Below are 19318 nucleotides of genomic sequence, written 5' to 3' on the forward strand. Positions count from 1 at the left end.
CATGGGACGCATCGACTACTTGCACGACCCGGACGCCCCGCCGGCCAACTCGGTCGTGCCCTCGGTCGTGGCGTTCGTCCAGAACGATGCGGGCCAGGTGCTGATGATTCAACGGTCCGACAACGGCCGTTGGGCGCTACCCGGCGGCGGGCATGACGTCGGCGAGTCCATCAGCGACACCGTTGTGCGCGAAGTCTGGGAAGAGACCGGTGTCAAAGCCGAAGTCGTCGACATTTCCGGGATCTACACCGACCCCGGCCACGTAATGCAGTACGACGACGGAGAGATCCGCCAACAGTTCAGCATCTGCTTTCGAGCCAAGCCTGTTGGCGGTGAATTGCGCACAAGCAACGAAACGACACAGGTCCGTTGGGTTGACCCAACGGACCTGTTGAAACTGGATGTTCACCCCACCATGCGGCTTCGAATTGAGCACGCCATGGATCGGACGCGGAAAAACCCTTACATCGGCTGACGCTTGACGGTCGCAACCCGCTCAAGCACACGCGCTGTACTCGCCAGAATCTCTGGCTCGGCGCGGCGGATGAACGTACCGATCAGGCTGTCCGGCCCATACCGTCCAGCAATCTCGTTGACCCGATCTACGGGGTTCGTCGGCGTACCGTCCGGCGTCGTGTTCATGTCGCAGAAGCAGAGAGCGTCGTTGAGGTGCGCGCTCTCGCGGGGGAACTCGCCCTCCAACTCCGCACGCAGTCCCCGCGCTTCAGCCTCCATCCAGGCACAGGAGTGGTGAGCAACCAGATTCACAACCCGCGTGTCTGCCTGCGCGACATCCCGGAGGTAGCGAGCACCATCCAGCGGGTGGAAACCGGTCTTGGCGAGATCCGGCGAGTATCCGATGTCATGCAAGACCGCAGCCACTTCCAACAGCTCGGCGTCTTCGCCAACAACGGCGGCGATTGTGCGCGCCCGCTCAGCGACGCCCAACGAATGCTTCCAGCGGCGCGGCAGCGGCTCAGCAAGCAACGATTCGGCAAGTGGGTAGGCCCACTCCGTCAGTCCCGTCAAAACGAGGAACTCTCCTCTCGATTCGGCAGGGCTCGCACGATGCGGAGTTTGCCCTGCCCCCCTTCAGACAGCCATCCCGCGGCTTCCAGCTTTTCCAACGCCTTGGTCATCGTCGGACGCGAGACACCGAACCTCTCGCTCAGCGCGGAAGCACTGGGGAAGGTTGCCCCCACTTGCAGACGGTCATCCACGAAGACGTCTGTGAGCCGTTCCGCCAGCGGCCGGCGGTCCGTCTGCTGCCCTTCCCTGATCACGCGCCAGCGTCCGCCAGGTACCGGCTCAGCGACTCCGTCCTTCTGGAGCGTGCCGAACGCCCGGAGCACGACGCCGCGAGATACGTCCTGGGCATCCATGACTTCCGCGACCGTTGGCAGCTCCACCATCTTCGGGTCTGCCTCAATCTGCGCCTTGAGCGCATCCGCGATCACTCGGAAGGTCCCCCGCGGGCTCGCCTGCTGCGACACTCGCTCTCCCTCTCTGTCCGCCCGTCGTCGACGTCAAGCCTCGCATGGTGTATCTACCCTGAGAGTGTCCCACGTGTCCGACTGTCCGGTTAGGCCCCTGACCTGCACGAATGGACCGGACACCCCTAGAGGGCAAGTGTCCGACTGTCCGGGTTCCGAGGCTGTAACACCGGGGTGTTACAGCACTCCTGACAGCGGCAGCGCATAGGCCGATGGCTCCGGGAGCACGCAGCGAATGCGTGAGCAGTGCGTGAGAGTCGGGACCGAACGATCTCGGATTTACATCTACGCAGGTCAGGGCCATAATCGAGCATGTCATGCGCATGCTCTCCGGAGCCGTGTGCGCAGGTTCGAATCCTGCCGGGGGCACTCGCCTGCGCGGCGTAAGTGCAGGTCAGTGCGCTTTTTGGGCAACTCGACAGCTGAGGGTCAGTCAGATTTTCCTGGTTGACCCTCGGCTGTTCGCTTTTGCGCAGGTCGGGACTGGTCTGGGCTTCTGCGCAGGTGGGTGCCCCGGGGGGAATCAGTACATGGGAACGCTGCTTCGGCCGGTCTTGGTGCGCTGATTCATGCGCTCGGCCCTGCGGCTGCACCAGCAACCGGAGGGGCATGGCGGGAATCGCCCCGCCCTGGCGCCACTCTCTGGGTCCTGCGTGAAGACACGTTCAGCGTGCGGGAGCACGGAGCAGTCACTCTGCGTTGCCGGCAATCTCTTTGTCGCGCTCCGCGCAGCCCTGGTGTGTGTACAGCCACACGAGGACCTCGCGGATGGCCTCGCTCTGCCTGATCGCCAACTGCTCGCCTTCGGGCCCATCCACGACGACGTACTCGATGACGACCTTGGGCGGGTTCTCTGCGCCTCACCTTCTCTACTCTGCGCCGTGTCGTCGGTCTTTCGCATGGGCTGGAAGAGTTGTGGCACTTCGGGACGCTGCTTGGCGCCGGCGAGATGCTCCACGACCGCCGGGGTTTCGATATGGATCACGGTCGCCAGAGCGCTGAAGCGCCCGGTCGCGTCCATGGACGTCGCAGTTTCGGTGTGACTCGTCCAGCAGGGGTCGCAACGCCGCGTCTGCGCCCGGGGGCTGCGGACCGGCTCCGCGAATGGCGCGGCACGGGTCCGCTGTTCACGGGACGCCGCAGAGCTACGCCCTGGCGACCCGGACCGCTGGCGTCCCATCCTGAAGGTGCACCGCGAGCTCGCCCGCGTCCCACTCGCGCCACACCTCCAGGGACGGTCCCGGCCACGGCCTGCCCCCGGACAAAGAACGAGAAAACCGGTCGCCAGCGCGAACCTGACGCCATCCGCGTCGGCGGGCGGCGAGCTGCGCTGCGGGCGCGAGCACCCGCCCTGGCCCGGTTCATCGGTCGCCCTCCGCCCGCCCTTCGTGCTCTGCGCGCCAGCCCCTTCTTGAGCGCGTCGAAGCCGAGAGCAGCGGTCACGGCCAACGCGCTGACCGGGTCTGCCGCCTGCACACCACCCCGATGTGATCGCCGACGTTCTGCGCGAGGCTGGACGACTCTTCGACCACACCGGTCTTGAAATCAGCGCGTTCCTGGCGTGTGTCAGTACAGAGGCTCTCTTCCTGTGACCTGCCGATAGACGCCGTCGAGAAGATCGTCATCGACTTCGAGTTCTCCTTCCTCCAGGAAGTACGCTCCGCCCGTGTATGCCGCGAGCTGTACGCGCAGCATCTCCTCCACGGTGAGGAACTCAATCTCGGTGTCGGCACCTTCGACGACTCCGGCCACACCGACGAATTCGTCTTCCTTCCAGACTGCGGCATAAAGGTCAGACGAGGCGGACAGAAGGATGGGGATCCACTCTCCCAGTGCATCCAGATCTGGAAATCCCAGTCGGCGCACCTCTCTCGCTTCTTCCGCGGAGGGGAAGATGTAGCCGGGAATGAACGCCACATCTCCCACGGTCTGTCCCGGGCGGCGACGGGTGCCGTTGCACCAGGAGAACCAGTCCGTGACCTCTTCCGGGAGGTCGCCGAGCAGGCGGCGCAGCTCGTCCGCGGGGTGCCCCGGTTGTTCGAGATCGGCCACCACGGGCCGGTCGAAACGGGAAAGCTCCCCTCGGATGCTGTCCAGCAACTCGGTCACTGCGGTCATGCTTGCCTCGAAGGTTCCTCGAATGAAAAGGCGGTCGGCGAGTGGAGTCTACAGGTCAGCGTCTGAACCACCCTTCCGGTAGGACATAGAAGGGGTCACCATTCTGGATTCCGTGTTTTGCGTAGAAGGCGCTCAAGAATCCACCCTGCCTATTATTCTCAGCCCTTTCGACAAGTGTGGTGATTGCGCCCCGACCGCCTTGGCTCGAGGAAGCGAAGGGGAATTCCTCCCATGTCATCTCCGCTGGGGGACGGTCCAGCCCCTGCTGTGCCTGGCGTCGGTTCCGCCGGATGTTCCGACGGCCGGTCAGTCGTTCGACGATGGGACTCTCTCCCCTTGCCAGCGCTTCTGCGAGATTGTCGTTCACCCCTGGGAACAAGCGCTCCTCGAACTGTGCGACCGGAAGTTCGCGGGCGACTCCGGAGCTGTCCACGGCGAAGACACGACAGGGCGCGAGACCGAGCGGGTCACTCCAGAGGTGAGGGTTGAGGACGTACGCGACCGGGTTGGGCGCCGGCGCGAGACCGAGTGGGTCAGGGCTGGCGTAACGCGCTGTTTCGGGGTCGTAGTGGCGGAAGTAGTTGTAGTGGAGGCCGGTTTCCGGGTCGAAGTACTGGCCCGGGAAGCGAAGCGGTGTGTAGGCGCTGCTGTCAGCGGCCCATGCAGTGGTGCCCCAGAGGGTGGAGCGCATGCGCCAGGCTGTGTCGCCGTCCTCGCCTATCAGTTCGGTCGGGGTACCGACGAGGTCGGTGATGATGGCGTAGAAGCGTTCGTCGATCTCGTCCTGCGGCGTTTCACCGGCGCTCAGGCGTTCCGTCTGGACGAGCGGGCGATGTGCGTCGTGATCCCAGGTCAGCGTGACGGAGGCCGGGTGGTTGCCGCCATGAGTGGTCTGCTCGCAGAGCGTGGTGCCGTCCCAGGTGAAGTCGACGCGTTCGACGACTGTCATGCCGTCGTCGGCGATCCGTTCCTTGGCCAGTCGGCGGCCCAGTGGGTCGTATGCGTAGCGCCATTCTGATCCGTCCGGGGTGATGACCGACGTGAGCCGGTCCTCGGCGTCCCAGGTGTACCGCCATGTCTGGGGCTTGCGGGAGAGACGATTCTTCTGGCGCAACACCATGCGACCGGCGGCGTCGTGCTCATAGCGCATGCCGCCGGCCCGCACGATCCTGGTGCCGGTGTACTCGCGCCGCCCCTGGGCCTCGGGTGCCGGGTGGCCTGTGGGCCAGGTGGCGTCCGTCTGATTGCCCATTGCGTCGTACGCGTAGGTCTCGCGCCATCCGGCGGCGGTCACGCCTGTGACCCGGCCGAGGACGTCGAGGTCGTAGCCGCGGGTGCCGGTGGCCTGGTCCTCGGCGCCGGTCAGATAGCCGTCGGTGCGATAGCGGTACGTGCGTTCGTGGATTCTGCTGCCCTCTGAACCCGTGACGAACTGCGCCGTCAGGCGTCCGAGTTCGTCGAACGAGTGGGTGAAGGTCAGGTGCTCGCCAATGCGCGTGGTGGTCTCGCGTCCGGCCGTGTTGTGCTCGAAGCGCAGGCTGCGGCCTGCTGTCGTGAGTTCGCTACGGTTGCGACCTCGTCGTACCGCCATGTGCTGACTGCCCCGGCAGGGGTCGTACGGCTCGTGCGGCGTCCGAGTTCGTCGTAGGTGTGGCTCAGCGTGCGGGTCGGGAGGTCCACTGGGGTGACCGACTCGGACTGCAGGTGGCCGTTTTCGTCCCACTGCCACTCGACTATCGCGTCCCGGGCAGCGGCCCGCAGCATGCGCCCGGCCGCGTTGTACGAGTAGTCCGTGATCCGTCCGGCGGCGTCCTTGCAGGTCACCCGTCCGAGCTGGTCGTGCTCATAGCGGATCGTTTCGCCCAGGGGGGTCGTACGCTGCACGAGCCGGCCGACGGCATCGAGCGTGAAGCTCTGCTCGCGCCCGTCGAAGTCGGATTCTGCGACCAGGTGGCCTGCCGCGTCGTATGCGTAGTTCCACGTCAGGCCCTGCGGATTGAGCACCTGCACGAGGCGGAGTTCGGTGTCGTAGGTGAGCTCGTAGCGTGCGCCGTCGGGGCCGGTGTGTGCCGACAGGACGTCGAAGTGCGTGAACTCGTAACGGGAGACGCCGCCGCCCGCGTCCACGTGGTGGGTGCAGTTGCCTTCACCGTCGTAGAGCCAGGACTCCTGCGATCCGTCTGCCGCGACACGGCGGGCCGGCTTGCCCTCGATGGTCCACTCCAGGCGGGTCTGAGCGCCCAGCGGATCTGTCAGGCGGACGGGCCGCCCGAATCTGTCACGCTCGCAGACCTTCGTGGCACCCAGAGCGTCAGTGACCTCGACGGCCAGGCCCGCCGTGTCGTTGCGTATGAAAGTGCTGTGGCCGAGGGGGTCGGTGACCTGTGCGAGGCCACCGACTCTGTCGTAGGCGAAGCGCGTCGTGCGACCGGCCGGGCCTGTGATGGCCACTAGGTTCCCGACTTCGTCGTACTCCCGCACCGACCGCGAGCCGTCCGCCTCCGTCACCGACGTCGGCAGGCCAAGTGCGCTGTATTCCGTGAGGAGTTCCGCGCCGTCGGGCCGCACCACGTGCGTGATCCGGCCATTGTCGTCGTACTCGTACCGGCTGGTGTGGCCGAGCATGTTGGTGACTGCGACGAGGTGGAGGTCCTCGTCCCATTCCTGCACGGTGATGTTGCCGAGTGGGTCCGTCTCTCGGATCAGGCGCAGATTCTCGTTGTGTTCGTAAACGCGGGTGTGCCCGAGGGAGTCGGTCACACGGGTGGTCCGGGTGGCTTCGTGATAAGTGAGGGTGGAGGCCAGGGCATTGCCGGTGCCGCCGGTGGCGATGACTCGGCCGTGGTCGTCGTAGGTGTACCAGTACGTAGTGTTGTTGCGGTCGGTCCAGGAGGTGATGCGCCCGTCGGCGTCGTAGGTGTAACGCATCGGCAGGCCGGAGGAGTTGGTCTCCTCGATCAGGTGACCGGCCTCGTTGTAGCTGAAGGTGAGCAGAGTGGTCCCAGGGGCGTCCGGGGCATCGGGATCGAGCAGGCGCAGGCCCATGATGCGGGACTGGGTGGGATGGTGATCGAGGGCGATGTGGTAGCCGCCTGAGTGGACCACTGCGGTGGGGATGTCGCCTCCGTCGGCGTAGACGATGGTGATGCGGTTGCCGTGGTGGTCCTGGATGTGCTGCAGCGGCAGGTCGACCGCGGTGTCGTCAGCGGCCGGGACCGGGCTGTGGAAGACGTATGCCAGGCCTGTGTCCGGGTCGGTGATACTGATCGCGCCGTCGGTCTCGTCGTCCCAGGTGAGGGCGAGGCGTGAGCCGGGCGTTTCCGGGTGGACGGGCTCGTTGGTCTCGGTATCCGGTTTGGGGAAGCAGATGCGGGCGCCGTCGGCGGTGGCGTAGATGAAGCCGTCGTCGTCGGCCTGGACACGCTGGTCGAGAGTGGACGCCCAGGTGGGGCCGAACCAGCCGCCGAAGCGGTAAGACGATATGTGCGTGCGCTCGATGATCAGGGGCAGCACGCCGGGCAGGGCTACATCGTTGCGGGTGAGGGCCATGTCGCCGGTGGCCACGTCGATCGGGTCCCGCACGAACCTCTTGACCATGTTCTGGATCGACGCGGGAAGCTTGTCGAAGCCCGGGTTCAGCTTCAACCGCTCGAAGGCCGCGCAGTTCAGCTTCAAACCCTTGCTCAGCTTGGCCAGGTCGGCCGGCTTGAGCGCCTTCAGCCCCTTGCCCAGCGCCTTGCCGAGGACTCCGAAACCGACGCCCAGCACCGCGCCCTCGGCCAGGATGCCGGCCAGCTTGTCCGGATCCTTGAACGCGCCCGGATCCTCCAGCAGCGTCGCGAAGGCGGAGAACTCCATACCCCCCTTGGCCATCTTCGCCACCGCAGCGACCCCGCGTATCTCCTTCAACGCCTTCAAAGCGCGCTCCACGCCCCGGATGACCTCCATCACCCCGCGGATCACGGACGCGAGCGCGGTCCCCTCCTCCTCGATCCGGGCGATCAGCGCCACCACCTTCAGCGCCCGCTCCCCCGCCACCAGCGTGGCGGCCACCTCGGAGGCACCCGCCGTGAGGATCGACAGCGCAAGGCCCGCGATCTCGAACTCGGCGATCTCCGCGAGCATCACGCCGATCTCGGACAGCAACTCGTGCGCCTTGTCCGCGAAATCGTCCAGCGCCTTCGCACCCTCGCGCAGGGAATGCGCCATCTCCGTGGCGTTCTTACGGGTCGCCTTGGCCCGCTTGTGGAACGCCTTGGCCGCCTTGCCCTCCCACTCCACGTCCCTCAGCGCGCGTTCGGCGGCGGTGGCCGCGTCGTCCAGGCCCGTGGCCAGGTGCCGCCACTTCTTGGCGATCTCCCGTACGCCGTCCGGGTCCACCGCCGGATCCGAGATACCCAGGAACTCCAGACCGCTGGCCAGCGAGTCGCCGAACATGTGGTTGAACTTGCTGACGTAGTGCAGCGGGTTGAGATCCACCATGGCCGCGCCGCTCAGCCCTTCTTCGCCCGGGCCGCGGCCGCCAGCAGTACGTCCAGCAGGTCGAAGGCGTCGGAGACCTCGCCCATCAGTTTGGCCTCGGCCCCCCACTCCTCGTCCAACGCCTTGGCCAGCTTGGCGAGGGTGGTCATGCCCTCCTGTATCTCGCTCTTCGCCCCGAGCAGCGAGCCGAGTGCACCCAGCGCGTCCAGGTCGTGCGAGGCGGCCTTGAACTCCTGCAACGGCTTCGCCGTGTGATGCCCCAGCGTGCGCAGGCCTGAGGCCGCCTTGTGCAGCGACGCCGCTTCCTTCTTCAGGTCCGACATGTTGCCCGTCCCCCGCACTTCACTCTGTGCACATGCCGACCGAACGACCCTAGGTGGGCTGGTTCTTGAGCGGGCAAGGCATGATCCAAGGAAAGGTAAAGATTCCACTGTTAAGGACGTCCTGCCGACGGTGCGGGCCGGCCTACGGTGTCAGCGGTTGATGGACTGGATCTCCTGGACGTTCATGTCCTGGGTGGTCTCGAAGGTGCCGTCCGGAAGGTCGCCGTTCGCGCCACCGGACCCTTCCCAGGAGATCTGCCAGGTGATGGACGCCTTCAGCTGAAACGGCTCGCCGCCGCTCGCACGCAGGTACCTGATGCCGCACGGCGGAGTCTTGTCGGCATCACCCTTTGTGTACGGAGTGCCGATCGAGCCGTCGTCGTTGATCGCACAGTCACCGGAGGCGGGGTATGTCTCAGCATCCTCCGTGCCAGCGTTCAGGTGCAGAGCGACCGGCTTGGCCGTCGTCTCCGCCCACACGCCGGCGTTCGGCAACTCCGCACGGACCTTGACCTCTTGGAACGTGGCCCTGTCCAGCCACACCCAGGTCGGCAGGTTCACCGTCGACTTGGCGGCGGGCTTGAGCTCGACCTCGGTCCCCGGAACGTTGATCTTGTCGTAGGCGTAGGCGGCAAGGACGTCAGGAGTGGGTGCGTGCTCGTCGTCGGGGAGGGTGTTGGCGTTCTGCCAGAACAGGGTGCGCTCGCAGTCCATGGAGTCGAGTTCGTTCCGCCGGTTCTCGTTGATCACCCCGCGCCAGAAGTAACCGTCCTTGCCGAGGTTGTAGTTCTCGTACCCCTCGCCGCTGTCGAACTCCGCCTTGCCCTTGCCGTAGTGGTCCACCATCAGCTGTTCACCCCAGCTGAGCGAGGGAGTGACGGGCACAAGATCCCCGCCCTTCTTGAGCCTGTCCACGGCATCTTTCAGCTGCTGGGGTGTGGCCACGGGCTCGTACCAGCACGCCGGTGGTTCCCAGTTGGGGTCCACAGGGGCGAGCGTCTTCGGAGAGGTGCCTGAGCCACCACCGCTGACCTGCCTGATCTTGATGCCGGTGGTCGTGGCCGAGGCGGTCAGCGCATTGCCGGAGGCTCCGCCAGAAGGGCCGGGCGGAGGTGGGCTGGGAGCCATGTCGTCACTTTCGCCGTAGCCATATGCCCCAGCCGCCGATGACATCAAGGCGACGAGTGCCGCCGCGAGGAGGCAGAGTGCCCTGTTCACCCGCTTCACTGCCCGCACGCCCCCCGCTCCGTCTGCACCGATCGGGTCTTCCAGACACCCTGGGAGGTCTTCTCCAGCGTGGTGCGGTACTGAAGGAACGGACTGACGTTGTCGGGCGTGCCCACGACCTTGTTCGTCTTGCGGTTCTTCGTGTACGCCTTGTTCTCGTCCACACAGTAGAAGAGGACACCAAGGCCCTGGCTGTTCAGGCGGACCTGCGAGTCGAAGACGCGGACTTTGCCGGTCAGGCTGTCGTCCGTTTTCACGAAGCCCTTGATCCATGTGTGGGCCGATTCCAGGGCCGCACCCTCGTTGTAGAACGCCACGTAGTCGGCATCGGGGTCGGCTTCGATGACGGCTGCATGGTCCGCCCGCAGCGCCTCCTTGCCGTCGTCCAAGACCGCCTGGAGCTTCGGATCGCTGTTCGTCCACCCCTCGAAGGTCATCGTGAAGGTCGACGGGAGCGGAATCTCCGGCCGCTTGACGCCGCCCGATGATGCGGAGGAGGAGGGGCTCGCTGAAGCCTCCGTGTCTCCGACGTCCGCCCCCTTGATCTTGTCCGAGGACGAGTCGTCGTCCCCTCCCGAACCGCAGGCGGTGAGCAGGAGGGCCGCTGACGCGGTGAGCGCGGCGGCAACGGGCAGGACACGGCGATTCACTTCTGGCTCCCGTGGGGTGAGGGCTGGTCAAAGCACCCGTCGGTACTCAAGGGGCTCATGATTTCACCGCTGCACAGTTTGCTGTGGCGGAGGGGTACGTCTTCGGCCAACACCTCAGCGCTGGAACGGTTCTTATGTACGGTTTGCTCTCTGCATGTCATTACGAGTGCGTACAAGGACGGGCGAGAAAAGCGATGAAGGTCATGCCGTGCGCAGACGCCGTTAGACTGCGCCGCCCTAACACCGGGCGCTTGGTCAGCCTGGCCGATGTCCTGGACCATCCGCCCGACCCGCGCCGGGTACGCGGCCGCTGCTGCCGAATCGGGGTCCTGCTGCCGTTCCCCTCGCGCCAACCGGTCATCAACGGATTCAACAATGGCACGACCCTGGTCAGACCCGCTCGCTCCCTGGACCCGGGATGAGGATCTCGAGTGCGGCAGCAGCGTGCTCGCCAACGCCCAAGTACTCAGCCGCGTATTCGATCGCCGACACCAGCAGGCCGGGTCGCCGGTAAATACCTGACCAGGGTGCCCGGTTCATCCTCACGGATCGGGCGGCGACTCATACTCACCGATGACATGCGCCGCCGAGCCCTCGCCGGTGCGAAGACCCTTTGCGAAGCCCTCGTTGACGCGCTGCGTTGGACGAACGGCTCGCCGACTCCGAGGGCGATCTCCACCGCCGCACCCCTCGCGCGCTCTAACCTCGCGCTTGCGCGAGTGGGCCTGTCCGGGTCTTGATCAAATAAATGAGAGTGCCACTGACCTACAACGATGGGACTTGTCGAGGGTCCTGTCAGCTGCAAGGAAAGAAGCACTCTCCAGGTGAAGAAGCGTAGCTGGTCGTATCCGCGTGTTCGCGTCGAGGGCAGAGGCGTGGGGTGGTCTCGCAGGCCGGGGCGGTGCTGCTGGTCGAGACGGTCCGCAAGTTGGGCCTGGACACGGCGATATCGGCGGCGCCGGCGCCATGGCGCAAGCCCCGGACTGTGCACGATCCGGGCAAGATCCTGCTGGATGTGGCCCTGGCGGTTTCGCACTCGGCGGCGACTGTCTGGCCGATGTCGCCATGCTGCGGGCCGAGCCGGGTGTGTTCGGCCCGGTGGCTTCCGATCCGACGGTCTCCCGGCTCGTCGACGCTCTCGCCGCGTCCGGCCCGAAGGCTCTTGCGGCGATCCGGGGCGCACGTCCCGAAGTGCGGACGCGGATCTGGGAGTTGGCAGGGGCGGGCAGTCCGGCCGCCGACGGCCAGATGATCGTGGACATCGACGGGGTGCTGGTGCTCGCGTACTCCGAGAAGCAGGACGCCACCGCGACCTGGAAGAAGACCTTCGGCCATCATCCGCTCGTCGCGTTCGCCGACCACGGCCAGGCCCGGTCCGGGGAGCCGGTGGCCGCCCTGCAGCGGCCCGGCAACACGGGCTCCAACACCGCCGCCGACCACATCGAAACCGCTCAACTCGCCCTGGCTCAACTGCCCAGACACCTGCGGCGGGGACGGCAGACACTGATCCGCACCGACTCCGCCTCCGGCACCCATGCCTTCCTCGACTGGCTCTCCAGACCGGGGCGGTGGCTGTCGTATTCCGTCGGAATGACCATCAGCGACGCTATCCATCAGGCGGTGCTGAAGATCCCGCGCTGGCCGTTGTCCATGACGCGGATCCGGCTCCGCTCCGCCCGCACGACATCATCACCCCGCCCCGAGGCCGCACCACCCGCCGCACCCCGCGCAAGGGGCCCAAAGCCCGCGCGAAATGGCTCACCGCCTCGGTGGAACACGACGCGGACCAGGTCATCGCCGCCACGTTCGACGAGGCACAAGCCTGTGATCCGCAGCACCGTCTGTGCTGGGTGGTTCTGGTCGACGGTGCCGAGCACCAGCTCGAGTTGATCCATGCGGAGGCCGCCCGATGAGGCGTCACCATCCATGTCGTCCTCGACATCGTCCACGTGATCGAGAAGTTGTGGGCTGCCTCGCGGTGTTTTTATACCGCCACCGATCCCGCTGCCGAGACCTGGGTCGGAGCCAAAGCCGCCCGGACCTGGCCGGCGACGCCTTTGGCGCGATCGTCGGCATCCGCACGCAAGCCGACCGGCCGGGCCTGTCCGCAGATCAACGGGCCGCAGCGAACAGGGCCTGCCGCTACCTGGAGAACAACGCCACCTATCTCCACTACGACAAGGCCCTCGATGCCGGATGGCCGATCGCCAGCGGCATCGTCGAAGGAGCAGCGCGTCATCTCGTGGCCGACCGTCTCGATATCACCGGCAGCCGGTGGAGCGTCCCCGGAGTCGAAGCCGTCCTGACCCTCCGGGCCCTCATCAGCAACGGCGACTTCCCGCAGTACTGGACCTTCCACACCCACAGAGAACGCGAACGCCTCCGCCCCCGGCCCGACCAGCACAACTACGAACTCCTGGCCTGACCAGCGATCTCACTCCAGAAGAGCCGTTTTCGGATTCCGGCTATACGAAGGGGCGGCACGGGAAATACTGAAGGAATGACGGGGGAAACGGGAGCGACCGTGTGTGACGCATCCCTGGGGCATGGGGAAGGTCCGCGTTGAGTGCCCTGGGACGGCGTGGTCACGACCACTCAAGGACTGATCCGCCCGTGTCGGCGACCGTATCTTCGCCCGGAGATCGATCGACCGCCGTGGGCGGGAATGCCGGTCAAGTTGTCGCTGGTGACGGAGCGACTGCGCTCCACATCGAGAACATCGAGCGGGCGGTCCTAGTCCCACAGGAGGCGTTTACCCAGGCCACACATCACGAGCGGTCGGCCGCGGCGGCGTCCCCTTCTCGCTTGGACCTCACTTCGACCCCGCTCGCTGTTCCCCAGCGACGGGTCGCCTCAGACCGGCTGCGCGGGCGGGATGATCTGGTGGCGACGCTGACCGTCGGCATGGGACGACATACAGGTGGCAGCACGGACAACAGCCGTGTTCGTGTGCTGACCGGGCTCGGCGGCTGCGGGAAGACCTCGGTGGCTTTGGAAGTCACACACCGGCTCTCCCCCATGATGGGCCACGTGTGGTGGGTGTCCGCCGCCGACCGTGAGAGCCTCTGGGGTGCGCTGCACGCCGTCGCGTTCGACGCAGGCGCCGATACCCGAGAGTTCGTCCACGCCCACGCCGCCGACGTGCTGTGGAAGCGGCTCAACGCGCTCACCGAACCATGGCTTCTCGTCCTCGACAACGTCGACGATCCGTCGTTCCTCACTGCCCGGCCACACCCGCTGGCACGTGGCGTCGGCTGGCTGCGGCCGCCCGGCACCCCATACGGGACAGTACTCGTCACGAGCCGCGAATCCCGCCGGGAGCGATGGGCGCCGTGGATACGCCTCCTGCCAGTGGATGTTCTCGACATCGACGACAGTGCTCGCATCCTGCTCGACCTGGCTCCTGAAGCGGGCGATGAGCGGGAGGCGATGAAGCTGGCCCAGCACCTCGGTGGCCTGCCCCTGGCCCTGGACATCGCCGGCTCGTACCTTGCGCTGGCAACCGAGGAGCCATGGCCCGTGCCCGGAGCGCCGGAGACTTTCGCAGAGTATCGCCGCAGCTTCGACGGGCGGATCGCGGAGATGGCCGCCGACCCGGACTCCTCGCTCGGGGAGGCGGAACAGGCCCGCCGGGCCATCCTCACAACCTGGGAGCTCTCGCTCGATCTTCTCCACAATCAGGGCAACGATCTCGCCCGGCCGCTGTTGCGCCTCCTGTCGGCTTTTGGACCAGCACCGATTCCGCACCAGCAACTGCTCCAACCGGACTTGCTCGCCACCTGCGACCTGTTCCCCACTCCGACCGACAAACGGATCCAGGCCGCGCTGAAAGGGCTCTCCGGTCTGCGACTGGTCAACCTTCAGAGCCTGAGCCCGGAACCCGGCAAAGGCGATTCGTCTGACGCCGACATCCGTCGGAAGATCGACATCCACCCGCTGGTCCGCGCCAGCAACCGTGCGCACGCCGACTTCACCACGCACGCGGGGAGGCTCCTCGGCCTCGTCACAGCCCTGCTGGAACGGGCCGTCGGCCCGCTCGAACCGGACAATCCCACGCACTGGCGGCGATGGCGCCACTTCGCCCCGCACTGCACCGCCCCCCTGCACCTCCTGGAACTGGTCGGCCCTTTGACGGACGACATGACCGTCGCCGCCACCGAACCTGCCTTGCGTTCCGGACAGAGCCGCAACTTCCTTGGCCTGTACTCCCTGGCCGTCACGGAGCTCAGCACCGTCGTCGCCCTCCGGGAGAGCCGCCTCGGTCCCGACCATCCCGCGACGCTTGAAAGCCGTCTGGGCCTTGCCCTGGCTCTGCGCGACGACGCGCAGCTCCGTGAGTCCGAGGCCGTGTACACGGCGGTGGCTGAGGCTTGCGAACGGACGCTGCCGTCCGACCACCCGTATCTCCAGTCCGCCCGAGGCGGCCGGGCACGGGTGCTGTGTGCACTCGGACAACCGGACATGGCGGAGAAGGATCTGCGCGCCGTCCTCGCGATCCGGCTGCGCGACCCGGGACCGCACTCCCGCAAAACCCTTCGTACCAGGTACGACATTGCCACTGTCCTGCACATGCGTGGGCTGCTCAGGGAGTCCGCCGACGAACTGCGAGAGATCCGACGAGCGGGGCGAGAACTGTTCGGACACCGCGATCCGCTGACACTTGCCGTCGGCACCAGCCTTACGCGGGCGTTGCGCGATGCCGGGGATCTTGACGAGGCCGAATGCATCGGAGCGGAGGTCGTCGCGGACGCGGTGAACCTGCTGGGTTCCGCCCACCCTGACACACTCATCGCCCGCCACGAACAAGCGCGCATCATGCGGGACAAGGGCCGGCTCGCCGAGGCCGAGGCCGAGTTCGCCGAGATCTGGAAAATCAACAAGCGGCGTTTTGGCGAAGACCACCCCGACGCGGTCTCCAGTCGGCACGAACTCGCCACCGCTTTGCATCTACTGGGCCGCCCGGCCGAGGCGGCGGACCACTTCCGTGCGGTGCTGGACGCCAACGTCCGCCTCTTGGGCGAGGACCACCCCGATGTGCGGACCAGTAGCCGGAACCTCGCGCTTGTCCTGAACGGAGCGAACGAGGAGGAGCACGCAAGGATGCCCCTGGACGACGCGCTCGCAGCCGATAGCGACGAACTGGCCCCCGATGTCCGTCGAATCCTCGAAAGGTTTGCCCGACCACGGCAGAGCAAATCGGGTGAGGGACCAGGCGGCGGCGGATACTCGTCAGGCGGCTACTCCTATCCCCCAGCTCCGCGTTCGCGACCCGTCCTTTCCTACCGTTCGCAGTCCCGCTTCGAGGACAAGTCCACCGCGCCGGCACTCGACACCAAGCGCCTCTGGCCGGGTAGGCTCCGCGTCCTGGCGGCCGGGCGGGAGACCCGCAGCGGCGTCGAAAAGCTATGCGACCATCAGCGCACGATCCGCGTCCTGGCACTGAGGGAGATCCTTGCCTGGTGTACTCGGTCGTATGGTGACCCGTGGATCCGGCACGTACGGGCGTTGCTTGTGGAAGCCGACCGGGTCAACCCGGTCCTCGTGGACGAACTGCTCCTGCACCCCGGGACAGGCCGGTGGATGAGCCGTACGTTGCGTGCGCTGGAGGACGACTCCTCCCAGGCCGACCCCGGCTATCTACGGGCGCTCGCGGCCACGGCCGGCATCAACGCCGAGCTGTACTTCACCCTCCGGATTCCGGTACGCGATGGACTGGCCGTCCTGCCGACCCTCGGCTTCGCCGACCTCGGAACCGACCGGCGCACGACGGAGGCGGAGGTCGTGACGGAGTACGGCCAGAGGTACGTCCGCGCCGCAGGCAAGAAGGTGCGACTTCCCTCCTCGTTGGAGGCCGAGTCTCCCGGCTGGCACCCGGTGCGCCGTATCAAAGCCCATACCGCCGGCGAAACTCTCCTGGTCCGCCTCGACGACACCGATCCTTACCGCGTTGTCGACCCCGATACGGCGCCCTGCCCGCTCACTCCCGAGCAGGCGGACCGCTGGCAGGAACTGCTCGGTGAGGCATGGAACCTGCTGAACCACACAGACGGCGTTGACGCCGGCGCACTCGCAGCCGCCCTCACCACCCTCACGCCGCAGGCCCCGGCGCCCGGCGCCGGGCCGACTTCACTCACGTCGAGCGATGCGTACGGCGGGATCGTCCTCACCGAACCGGAGGACGCGCTGCAACTCGCCCAGACGCTCGTGCACGAGTTCCGGCACATGAAACTCCATGCCCTCCTCGACATGGTGTCGCTGCACAGTGAGCAAGACGGTGAGGAAGAGCTGTTCTACGCGCCCTGGCGGGATGATCCGCGGCCCTTCGAAGGGCTGTTCCAGGGGGTGTTCGCCTTCTTCGGGGTGGCCGAATTCTGGCATGGGCGCTGCCTTCGCTCGACCGGCGATGACCTGAGGCACGCGCAGTTCGAGCTGGCCTACTGGCGCATTCAGGTCTGGGAGGCATTCACGGTGGTGAAGTCCTCACCCCGGCTGACCGACACGGGCCGGCAGTTCGTCGCCGCGATGGCGGACAGCGCCGCCGCGTGGAGGGCAGAGCCGGCCGTACCCGCTGATGTGGCCGCAGCAGCTCGGGCGGCAGCCGTTGCCCACCGGGCCCGGTGGGAACTCCTCCACGGCCGACCTTAACTACATGTCGCGGGGAGTATGGATTCTCCGAATTTGTCTCGATTTCCCGCGGTGGTTTACGTCTGGGATCCATCGCCGGTGATCGCCTCGCCGATGTCGCCGGCAGCTGCGATGCCCCGCTCGCCGGTGGCCCGGGCCGGGAAGGTCGGCCCGCGCGGAACTCCTGCTGCAAACGGGGGAGCAGGGGCAGCAGTAGTGAGGGAAGCGTTGTCACCGGTGACAACGCGCCCGATATTGCCGCCAGCGGCCACCGACCGGACGCCTCCTGCTTCTACGGAAGCATCAGAGCCTGTCGAAACGGGGGTGCGGCACAGGGCGTAGACGGACACAGCCAGCCCCGCGATGCCGACGAGCGCCCCGGCGACACTTGCCGCCTGATCCGCGGTGTTCAGATCCACCGCAACCACCAGAACTACCAGTCCCGCTGCCCCCAGGCCACACAACACTGCGACGGCCCACACCACGATTCTTGCTCGTACGGTCAGGTTGGCCATCTTCCCATGTTGCCAACTTCAGTCCGAGTCCGGCGGGCACTCGGAGCTTTTCGACGGTGAGCTTCATCCAGGTCGCCCCCGGCGCCGCCACGTCCAGCCCCTTGTTTAGCGCTCGCCCCTTACACCCCAAGGTCATACAGGACAGCAGAGTGGCTATGACGTTCTTCAGCGGGGTCTGGCAGCGAACAGGGGAGCCGTCACGGTCCGTGAAAGGGCTGTTCGATTCCAGACCGTGAGCCGGGGGTACGCCCCGCCGTGATCCATCGAGATTGACGCTCTGTCATATCTCGGTGAGACGGCCTGAACCGCCCCGTCGGCATTGATAAGGATTCTTGAAAACGGCTCTGTCCGCAGTTCCGTTTTGCGCCGCGAGGTGGCTGGGGCGACGTTCAGCGGCCCCACCAAAGCGACTCCAACTGGCCGCCGGTCGTTTCGATCACGTGCTGGGGGGGTGTTCGTCTCGTCCCAGGTCAAGAGGGTCTGCGTGAGGGATCGGGAAGCCTCAGTCTCCTCGGATGTGGGCATGCAGATGCATGTCGTGTCGGCCATCGTCATGCACGGCGGCGCTGCGTTTGGTGCCTTCCAGGAGGTACCCGGAGTTGGTGGCGACCCTGCACGAAGCATGGTTGCGGGTGGAGTGGTCCAGCTCCAGACGGTAGAAGCCGATCTCGTTCAGGGCCCAGGCGGTGAGCGCCCCGAGGCCGTGCGAGGCGATACCGGCGCCGCGGGCGGCCGGGAGTACCCAGTAGGCCACGCCGGCTATGCCGTCGTCGAAGTCCAGTCCGCGTAGTGCCAGTCGGCCGAGTACCTCGTCGCCGTCCCGGGTGATCGCCCAGTGGCCACCCTTCTCGCACTTCCAATGCTGGCGGTATGCGTCGAACCATTCCCGGACCTGGGCCTCGGAGGAGGGCCGCCGCGTGTGCCAGCGGCGGATCTCATCATCCTGGTAAGCAGTCAGGAACGCTGGTGCATCGGCTTCTCCCCAGGGGCGCAACAGCAAGCCCCCGGTGGCGGGGAGCACGGGTTGGGGGAAGCCACCGAGCAAACCGGAGGCAATGACGGGCGGCGTCGACAGAGCGCGAGTCATGCTCCATGATCGCCCGACGCTGACCACACACGTCAACAATGAGCCGGTCGCCAACGCGTCACGACCGCCACGGCAGCTCGCTGTCGGCAACGGCTCAATTCAGCCGTTGCCGACACCGCATGTCATCGGCTGGGGAGCCATTCTCGCGTCCCCCGCCATGGGCGGGCTTGCCCGATGGGCCGGCCGGTCCTGGATGACGAAGCCGGCGGAGAAGAAGCCCGAACGCATGTGATCGCCTCGGTGGAGCCCCGGAGCTCCACCGAGCACTCCGTCGAACCAATGCAACGCCCCGAGCGCAACGCGGCGTCCGCAACCCGGCCTTCTGGCCTGATAACTGACCTATAGAAGGCATCAGCCAGGGTCGCAGGTCTTCCTCATCACGGGCCGGGGTTCGGCAGCCGCGGGGACCGCCCCTGGCGAAAGCGGCACCAGCCTCGTACGCCCTCAACCGCCACCGCGGCGAGAATACGCAGGTCAGCGCCCCGCGCACGACCAGCCATGTTTTGTGGCTCCTGCCCAGGACTCGAACCCGCGGCCAACGGCCAAGCCGCTTCATAGGTACGGAGTGGACTCCACGGTGATCCGTGATCCCGGTGACCACCGCCCGCCCCCGTTCCCATCTGTCTGGTGCCCTGCCCAAGACTCGAACCTGCGACCAACGCCCGCTCGGGGGCCGGTGCTCGGCCCCCGTGTGAAGGCGCTGTACGCCCTCCACAGAACGGCATGACTTCAGCTTCGCTACCCAACTCGCTGCTCTGCAGGGGCCTTTCCCGTGTATAACCCCACCCTATCTGGCAAA

Annotated in this window: 14 protein-coding genes and 1 pseudogene; 4 read left to right on the forward strand and 11 right to left on the reverse strand. The window is 66.5% G+C overall.

The features are described from left to right. The first annotated feature begins 1 nt into the window (after nt 1). A complete protein-coding gene (locus tag AB0I77_RS45190) occupies nt 2-475 on the forward strand; it encodes an NUDIX domain-containing protein (protein WP_363288740.1) in 474 nt (157 codons plus the stop codon). On the opposite strand, the gene AB0I77_RS45195 is transcribed toward AB0I77_RS45190, so the two are convergent. The 9 genes from AB0I77_RS45195 to AB0I77_RS45235 all read right to left on the reverse strand — a co-directional run bounded on the left by AB0I77_RS45195 (nt 463) and on the right by AB0I77_RS45235 (nt 10293). Next, the gene (locus AB0I77_RS45195; RefSeq protein ID WP_363288741.1) at nt 463-1029 is read right to left on the reverse strand and encodes an HD domain-containing protein; all 567 of its coding nucleotides are present in this window, start codon (nt 1027-1029) and stop codon (nt 463-465) included. The two genes, AB0I77_RS45190 and AB0I77_RS45195, sit on opposite strands and share 13 nt — an antisense overlap. Further along, nucleotides 1026-1493: a GntR family transcriptional regulator gene (locus tag AB0I77_RS45200; RefSeq protein WP_363288742.1), complete on the reverse strand. Its 468-nt coding sequence runs from the start codon at nt 1491-1493 to the stop codon at nt 1026-1028. The genes AB0I77_RS45195 and AB0I77_RS45200 overlap by 4 nt, the downstream gene beginning before the upstream one ends. 689 nt (nt 1494-2182) lie before the next feature. Next, nucleotides 2183-2311 (reverse strand): hypothetical protein, encoded by a 129-nt coding sequence (locus tag AB0I77_RS45205; RefSeq protein WP_363288743.1) that lies wholly within the window; start codon nt 2309-2311, stop codon nt 2183-2185. A 748-nt stretch (nt 2312-3059) separates the two neighbouring features. Next, entirely contained in the window at nt 3060-3611 is a 552-nt protein-coding gene (locus tag AB0I77_RS45210; protein WP_363288744.1) for a hypothetical protein, read from the reverse strand. Nucleotides 3612-3666: 55 nt separating this feature from the next. Further along, nucleotides 3667-5202: an RHS repeat-associated core domain-containing protein gene (locus AB0I77_RS45215; protein WP_363288745.1), complete on the reverse strand. Its 1536-nt coding sequence runs from the start codon at nt 5200-5202 to the stop codon at nt 3667-3669. Continuing rightward, entirely contained in the window at nt 5088-8093 is a 3006-nt protein-coding gene (locus AB0I77_RS45220; RefSeq protein WP_363288746.1) for a DUF6531 domain-containing protein, read from the reverse strand. The genes AB0I77_RS45215 and AB0I77_RS45220 overlap by 115 nt, the downstream gene beginning before the upstream one ends. 11 nt (nt 8094-8104) lie before the next feature. After that, nucleotides 8105-8416 carry a hypothetical protein gene (locus AB0I77_RS45225; RefSeq protein WP_363288747.1) on the reverse strand — a complete coding sequence of 104 codons (312 nt, stop codon included), beginning with the start codon at nt 8414-8416 and terminating at the stop codon, nt 8105-8107. Between the two features lie 150 nt (nt 8417-8566). Continuing rightward, nucleotides 8567-9643: a hypothetical protein gene (locus AB0I77_RS45230; RefSeq protein WP_363288793.1), complete on the reverse strand. Its 1077-nt coding sequence runs from the start codon at nt 9641-9643 to the stop codon at nt 8567-8569. Then, on the reverse strand, nt 9640-10293 hold the full coding sequence (locus tag AB0I77_RS45235) for a hypothetical protein (RefSeq protein WP_363288748.1): 654 nt from the start codon (nt 10291-10293) through the stop codon (nt 9640-9642). Before AB0I77_RS45235 ends, AB0I77_RS45230 begins: the two co-directional genes overlap by 4 nt. Before the next feature lie 824 nt (nt 10294-11117). On the opposite strand from AB0I77_RS45235, the pseudogene AB0I77_RS45240 reads away from it, so the two are divergent. The 3 genes and pseudogenes from AB0I77_RS45240 to AB0I77_RS45250 form a co-directional block, all read left to right on the forward strand. Beyond that, a pseudogene (locus AB0I77_RS45240) lies at nt 11118-11928 on the forward strand (transposase); the annotation flags it as partial. Nucleotides 11929-12256: 328 nt separating this feature from the next. After that, the gene (locus AB0I77_RS45245) at nt 12257-12718 is read left to right on the forward strand and encodes a hypothetical protein (protein WP_363288749.1); all 462 of its coding nucleotides are present in this window, start codon (nt 12257-12259) and stop codon (nt 12716-12718) included. Between the two features lie 380 nt (nt 12719-13098). Continuing rightward, a complete protein-coding gene (locus tag AB0I77_RS45250) occupies nt 13099-16938 on the forward strand; it encodes an HEXXH motif-containing putative peptide modification protein (RefSeq protein WP_363288750.1) in 3840 nt (1279 codons plus the stop codon). 56 nt (nt 16939-16994) lie between these two features. Here the strand turns inward: AB0I77_RS45250 and AB0I77_RS45255 are convergent, their stop codons facing one another. Beyond that, nucleotides 16995-17432: a hypothetical protein gene (locus AB0I77_RS45255; RefSeq protein WP_363288751.1), complete on the reverse strand. Its 438-nt coding sequence runs from the start codon at nt 17430-17432 to the stop codon at nt 16995-16997. A 502-nt stretch (nt 17433-17934) separates the two neighbouring features. After that, complete coding sequence (locus tag AB0I77_RS45260; RefSeq protein ID WP_363288752.1) at nt 17935-18519, reverse strand: GNAT family N-acetyltransferase; 585 nt, start codon at nt 18517-18519, stop codon at nt 17935-17937. Nucleotides 18520-19318 lie beyond the last annotated feature (799 nt).

This window comes from Streptomyces sp. NPDC050619 (assembly GCF_040654815.1).
Taxonomy (GTDB): domain Bacteria; phylum Actinomycetota; class Actinomycetes; order Streptomycetales; family Streptomycetaceae; genus Streptomyces.